This is a genomic window from Aerococcus sp. UMB1112A, assembly GCF_030230715.1.
Lineage (GTDB): Bacteria > Bacillota > Bacilli > Lactobacillales > Aerococcaceae > Aerococcus.
Window position 1 is genome coordinate 1 of the sequence record NZ_JASPDS010000039.1, and the last position, 4,198, is coordinate 4,198.

At 40.6% G+C, this 4,198-nt stretch carries 3 protein-coding genes and 2 pseudogenes; 3 read left to right on the plus strand and 2 right to left on the minus strand.

Annotated elements, in window-relative coordinates:
* Nucleotides 1-23: 23 nt before the first annotated feature.
* Nucleotides 24-134 (plus strand): annotated as a pseudogene (locus QP860_RS10290) (helix-turn-helix domain-containing protein); the annotation flags it as partial.
* A gap of 10 nt (nt 135-144) precedes the next feature.
* Here QP860_RS10290 and QP860_RS10295 read toward each other — a convergent pair.
* Nucleotides 145-944, minus strand: a protein-coding gene (locus QP860_RS10295; RefSeq protein WP_101868802.1) for an IS5 family transposase whose coding sequence is annotated in 2 segments (ribosomal slippage) — nt 145-674 and nt 674-944 — 801 coding nt in all. Because the reading frame shifts where the segments join, the coding sequence is not laid out codon by codon here.
* A 52-nt stretch (nt 945-996) separates the two neighbouring features.
* Between QP860_RS10295 and QP860_RS10300 the strand changes: the two are divergent.
* Nucleotides 997-1,194, plus strand: a pseudogene (locus tag QP860_RS10300) (IS30 family transposase); the annotation flags it as partial.
* A 262-nt stretch (nt 1,195-1,456) separates the two neighbouring features.
* Nucleotides 1,457-2,232, plus strand: a protein-coding gene (locus QP860_RS10305; protein ID WP_095662032.1) for an IS5-like element ISLpl3 family transposase whose coding sequence is annotated in 2 segments (ribosomal slippage) — nt 1,457-1,781 and nt 1,781-2,232 — 777 coding nt in all. Because the reading frame shifts where the segments join, the coding sequence is not laid out codon by codon here.
* Nucleotides 2,233-2,696: 464 nt separating this feature from the next.
* Here QP860_RS10305 and QP860_RS10310 read toward each other — a convergent pair.
* Nucleotides 2,697-4,064: an ISL3-like element ISLdl1 family transposase gene (locus QP860_RS10310; protein WP_013440318.1), complete on the minus strand. Its 1,368-nt coding sequence runs from the start codon at nt 4,062-4,064 to the stop codon at nt 2,697-2,699.
* Between the last annotated feature and the right edge of the window lie 134 nt (nt 4,065-4,198).

Genomic DNA, 4,198 nt, shown 5'->3' on the forward strand with positions numbered 1-4,198 from the left:
CCCATCTTTTAGGAGCTGATCTTTTGTCTAGTATAACCTATTCCGAACGAATTAAAATCGAAACCTTTTGTGAACTAGGGCTGTCCAATATCCAAATGGGCGTTCGGCTGAACCGATCACCGTCAACAATTTCTTAGAACGTGTTTAGAATCTTTTCAAGAGTATTCGCAGGAAGGCTAAGCTAATCATCATCTTACTGGTGTTCAGCTTTCGCTCACAATTGCGCCAGAGGCGCCGATATTTTCCTAGCCAGCTAAAACTGCGTTCGATAACCCAGCGTTGCGGGGTCACTTGACCGTGCCTAAGGTCACTCTGTTTAGCAATAATGACTTCAGCGCTAATCATTGCCTGAACTGATTGAGCAAAGTTGTTACCAGTATAACCACCATCGGCCATTACTCGTTGAACCAGGTCAAACTGTGATTTGTTTAACGCCAGTAGCGCATTGGCGCCATCACGCTCAGAAACATTGGCGGTTGTCACATGGACTGCCATCGGCAGCCCATTGATATCTACAGCAAGATGGCGCTTAATCCCACTCACCTTTTTACCACCATCGTAGCCGCTACTTTCAGCAGGATCGGTATTCTTGACACTTTGAGCATCTAGAATGATGAACGATGTATAAACTGAACGCTTCTGAGCCAACCGATGTTGGCTGACAATTTTTTTAAAACCTTATCCAGAGGAGTGATACCAGCAGGAGATGGCGTTTTAGTCCAAAGTAACCAGTAATAATAGACGGTTTCCCATTTAGGAAAATCACTGGGTAAATCGCGCCAAACGCACCCATTTTTCAAGGTATAAAGCAGGGCACAAAAGATATCATATAAATCAACCTTTCTTGGCTTAGTCCGCTCACGTATGCCTTCTAGATCTGTCCGGATTAGTTCAAATTGTTCACGAGAGATGTCGCTACTATAATGGTGTGCAAAGCTTTTCATGGATTAAAAACTCCTGTTTTTGATCTAATTTAACTAAAATCAAATCGAATGTCAAAGTATCCAAACACGTTCTTATGAATTATCTCGATGTCAACCTTATCAGGCTGAATTAGCACAAATAGATGCCGAATATAAGCGATCACGATGTGGTCGGAAAACTAAGCTGAGCGGTGAGTTAAAGCAAAAAATTCTCAACCATTTACGTCTAAGCTGGTCACCAGGAATGATTGCTCACGAATTTAAACTAGCTTTTTTCAAAAGGGGTTAACCAGACAAACTAAAAATTTGCTCATGTTAACAAGTTTCAACTTACGTTTCGTTAGGTGAACTTTACTTCAAGCTGAGTACAATAAGTAATCCGGTTGTTTGTATTTAGAGGATAAAAAATGGGCCGTTTCATTCCAGTTGATAACGCTGAAATGAAACGGCCCATTAGTTTTGAATTTATTAGGGACTGTCTGAAAACTAAAAATTCAGGTATAATCTGAGGAAAAACGAATCGAGGCATTCCGATGACAACACCTAAACGATACGAACTGGAAGATGCTCAGTGGGACCGAATCAAAGGATACTTCCCGCCATACCGGACTGGCCGTCCATCAAGCCTAGACAACCGTACCGCCCTCAACGCTATCCTCTGGCTCATGCGCAGTGGGGCGCCTTGGCGTGATCTACCTGAACGCTATGGCTCTTGGAAAACGGTGTATAGTCGCTTCCGAGCTTGGGTAAGTTCGGGCTTATTCGAACAGGTTTTCCTCGAATTGATTGACGACCCTGATATGGAAAACTTGAGCTTGGATTCAACGATCGTTCGAGCACATCAAAAAGCCACTGGGGCAAAAAAAACGCCGAATGTTTGGTCGAAAATCAAGCTATTGGACTAAGCCGAGGTGGCCGAACAACCAAGATTCACGCACTCGTTGACGGATTAGGGAATCCCTTGGGTTTTCGCCTAACGGGTGGCCAAGTACATGATAGCCAAGTTGCCAGTGAGTTACTGGAAAGCTTCGATATTTCTCAATCAAATATTATTGCGGATAAAGCCTATGGTACCGCGAAACTTCGCCAGTATATTGAAGATAAAGCAGGCGTCTATACCATTCCGCCTAAGGAAAATACCAAAGACAAGTGGGCCTGTGATTACCACGTTTATTGTGAGCGCCATTTGATTGAGAACTTCTTCAATCAGTTGAAGAACTTTCGTAGGATTGCAACGCGTTATGATAAGCTTGCTCACGTTTATCTGGCTACGGTCTACATTGCCTCAATTTGCATCTTACTTAAGTAGTTTTCAGACGGACCCTAGCACCACGCGTATTTAAATGGAGTTTTTATTAATTTGTATTAAGAGAGATCTAAACGTAGTTTAGATTTTCTGAGGTGTATGAGGAAAGGTATCTTTAAAAAAGAGTTTGCTTTTTGAAAGAATGCAATAACTAGAATTATTTACATATTAAGAAATGTGGTAATAGATATTCCTAATAGTATTAGCCCCAAAGCAAATAATACTAAAAAAATTAGTCGTAAGTGTGAGTGTGTTCTTACTTTTGGGATGGCTAAACTTCCTAACGAAATAAAAATTAAAATTATGCTAATAATTGACATAAAGCTTTTCACCGTTTCTTATAATTTTTTGTATAACTTAAAATACATCAACTGATTTAAAATGTAAATATATAAGTGATTCCCCTCTGTGGTGATTATGATGAAAAAATGGTTCAGTATAAAAACTTGTGTAAATGACTGAGAGACTTAGGAAGCTTTCCGCGATAGTTCCATTAACCGCAGGAAGAAGTATTCATCATCTGGATACCCATACCCTTTACGTCTCTCGGTCTTGATCTTATTGTTAATACCCTCAAGTTTGCCAGTTGATATCCCGTATTTGGCAAACGTGTAGATCCCTCTCAAATGGCGGTATAAGAGACGCGCAAACCAAATAAAGTGACTATTTTTAGTTGCCTTACAGATATCTATGATCTCTTCTAGTCTGACGCACATTTCTACTTCGTCATGTGAGTTGTATGCTTGGTCTAGCAGGTCTTTAACGAGATCTATTGTAAATAAGAGCTTGTTTTCTTCCAATAGCTCGTCATACCAGACTTCATTACCACCATGAGCCTTTATTTCTGGTGTATTGAATATTTCACCAGCAGTAGACACTAGCTTGTCTTTGCGGGCGTCCTCGTCCTTCTGGACTAATGTGGATCTTTTAGACATCAAGATGTAACGTGAATTCTTAAGCAACTTAGCAGCTTCTGGAGAGCCTTCCTCAGCCAGCCGTCTTTGTTCATCTTTTCGGATCTCTGAAACCACTTTATCGTTGAAATTCTTGATAATGTGGAAGCGATCATAGACGATGTCTAGCTTGGGGTAGCGCCCTTTAAAAGCTTCTTCGAAGTCTGAATTCATGTCGCAAGCCACCGCCTCAACTTTTGACATCCACTCATCGCCAACATGATCCATAAACTCGAAAACAACGGCTTTCTTCTTGCCATGGGCTAAGTAGAGAATATACCCTGTTTCCCAGTCTATGATTGCGGTGGCGTACTTATGGCCATCGTGGAGCTTAAACTCATCAATGGCTAAGTATTTTGCCTGCCTTTCAGGTTTTATGAGTGTCTTGCCATCAGTTGTAAATTTAGACAGCAGAAGAGACTTGTGAATTGACTTTACAGTCATCTTGTCCAAGCCAGTAAGCCAAGCCACTGCCTTTAGAGTAAGGCCATAGCTTAACAGTTTCTCAGTGTATTCTTTTAAAGGTTTGGTGATGCGATAACCATCAGCTTTAAAAGGGATAGACTGGCTTCTAGTGTTGAATTGGCAATCAATGTTAAGACAACGAAAACGTGCATAGGACACTCTGATATTGGTGTGTATTCCACCAATAGCGACGTGCTTAAGAGTAGATTCTAAAGACCCATTTTTAACTAGCTTTCTTGAGCAATTAGGACAGAAAGTATCACCACACTCATCTAGCTTTCCTACAAAGGTTAATCCATCTTCATTTTGAATTGGCTCGCCAACTTGAATAAAGTCGGAAAGACCTGATTTAAAGAATAAGACACCTTTGTTAGGCATAACATCTTGAGTAGCAACTGACAGTTCTGTATAATTCATAGTAAGAAGGGCTCCTGTGTTTTTGTCGTTATTAACATTGTAAGGGACAACCCTTCTTTTTTTCTACTCTAAGTCAAGTGTTATCAACGATTTTAGGCAATTTTATTTTGAAATAAGAGCTCGATCGGGAAATG

Bases quoted from the DNA above. Each gene is read 5' to 3' on its own strand.
- QP860_RS10310 (WP_013440318.1), bottom strand. From the start codon at position 4,064: ATGAATTATACAGAACTGTCAGTTGCTACTCAAGATGTTATGCCTAAC.